This window comes from Streptomyces minutiscleroticus (assembly GCF_014650875.1).
Lineage (GTDB): Bacteria > Actinomycetota > Actinomycetes > Streptomycetales > Streptomycetaceae > Streptomyces > Streptomyces minutiscleroticus.
Genome location: NZ_BMVU01000155.1, coordinates 1,381 through 3,103, shown reverse-complemented (window position 1 = coordinate 3,103; position 1,723 = coordinate 1,381). Strand labels below are relative to the sequence as shown.

Below are 1,723 nucleotides of genomic sequence, written 5' to 3'. Positions count from 1 at the left end.
TGCGGAGGCGGAACCAGTAGAAGCCGTGGCCGGCGAGGGTGAGCAGGTAGGGGAGTTCGCCGATGGCGGGGAAGCGGACGCCGCCGATGAGTTCGACGGGGTGGCGTCCGGCGAAGGTCTGCAGGTCGAGTTCGGTGGGCTGGGCGAAGCGGGAGAAGTTGTGCACGCACAGCACCAGGTCGTCCTTGTGTTCGCGCAGGAAGGCCAGGACGGCGGGGTTGGAGGAGGGCAGTTCGGTGTAGGAGCCGAGGCCGAAGGCGAGGTTCTGCTTGCGGATCTCGATCATGCGGCGGGTCCAGTGCAGCAGCGACGAGGGCGAGGACATCGACGCCTCGACGTTGGTGACCTGGTAGCCGTAGACGGGGTCCATGATGGTGGGCAGGAACAGCCGGCCGGGGTCGCAGGAGGAGAAGCCGGCGTTGCGGTCGGGGGTCCACTGCATGGGGGTGCGCACGGCGTCGCGGTCGCCGAGCCAGATGTTGTCGCCCATGCCGATCTCGTCGCCGTAGTACAGGATCGGGCTGCCGGGCAGGGACAGCAGCAGCGCGGTGAACAGTTCGATCTGGTTGCGGTCGTTGTCCAGCAGGGGGGCCAGGCGCCGCCGGATGCCGATGTTGGCGCGCATGCGGGGGTCCTTGGCGTACTCCGCCCACATGTAGTCGCGCTCCTCGTCGGTGACCATCTCCAGGGTCAGCTCGTCGTGGTTGCGCAGGAAGATGCCCCACTGGCAGTTGGACGGGATCGAGGGGGTCTTGGCCAGGATCTCCGAGACCGGGTAGCGCGACTCGCGGCGCACGGCCATGAAGATGCGGGGCATGACCGGGAAGTGGAAGGCCATGTGGCACTCGTCGCCGCCGACCGCGTAGTCGCCGAAGTAGTCCACGACGTCCTCGGGCCACTGGTTGGCCTCGGCGAGCAGGACGGTGTCGGGGTAGTGCGTGTCGATCTCGGTCCGCACCCGCTTGAGGAAGGCGTGGGTGGCCGGGAGGTTCTCGCAGTTGGTGCCCTCCTGCTGGTAGAGGTAGGGCACGGCGTCGAGGCGGAAGCCGTCGATGCCCAGGTCCAGCCAGAAGCGCAGGGCGGCCAGGATCTCCTCCTGGACGGCCGGGTTCTCGTAGTTGAGGTCGGGCTGGTGGGAGAAGAAGCGGTGCCAGTAGTACTGCTTGCGGACCGGGTCGAAGGTCCAGTTGGAGGCCTCGGTGTCGACGAAGATGATGCGGGCGTCGGCGTACTGCTTGTCGTCGTCGGCCCAGACGTAGTAGTCGCCGTAGGGGCCGTCGGGGTCGTTGCGGGAGGCCTGGAACCACGGGTGCTGGTCGCTGGTGTGGTTCATGACGAAGTCGATGATGACGCGCATGCCGCGCTGGTGGGCGGCGTCGACGAACTCCACGAAGTCGGCGAGGTCGCCGAACTCGGGCAGCACGGCGGTGTAGTCGGAGACGTCGTAGCCGCCGTCGCGCAGCGGGGAGTTGAAGAACGGTGGCAGCCAGAGGCAGTCGACGCCGAGCCACTGCAGGTAGTCGAGTTTGGCGGTCAGGCCCTTGAGATCGCCGATGCCGTCGCCGTTGCTGTCCTGGAAGGAGCGGACGAGGACCTCGTAGAAGACGGCGCGTTTGAACCACTCCGGGTCGCGGTCCTTGGCGGGGGTGTCTTCGAAGGTGTCCGGGACGGGTTCGTTGACGGTCATGTGGTGGTGGGCCCTCCGGTCGACTGCGAAGACAAG

At 67.2% G+C, this 1,723-nt stretch carries 1 protein-coding gene; it reads right to left on the bottom strand.

Features of this window, described 5'->3' with window-relative positions; genetic code table 11:
- A partial coding sequence (gene treS, locus IE271_RS40470; RefSeq protein ID WP_190195418.1) for a maltose alpha-D-glucosyltransferase occupies positions 1–1,687 on the bottom strand: 1,687 nt, incomplete at its 3' end.
- Positions 1,688–1,723: the final 36 nt, after the last annotated feature.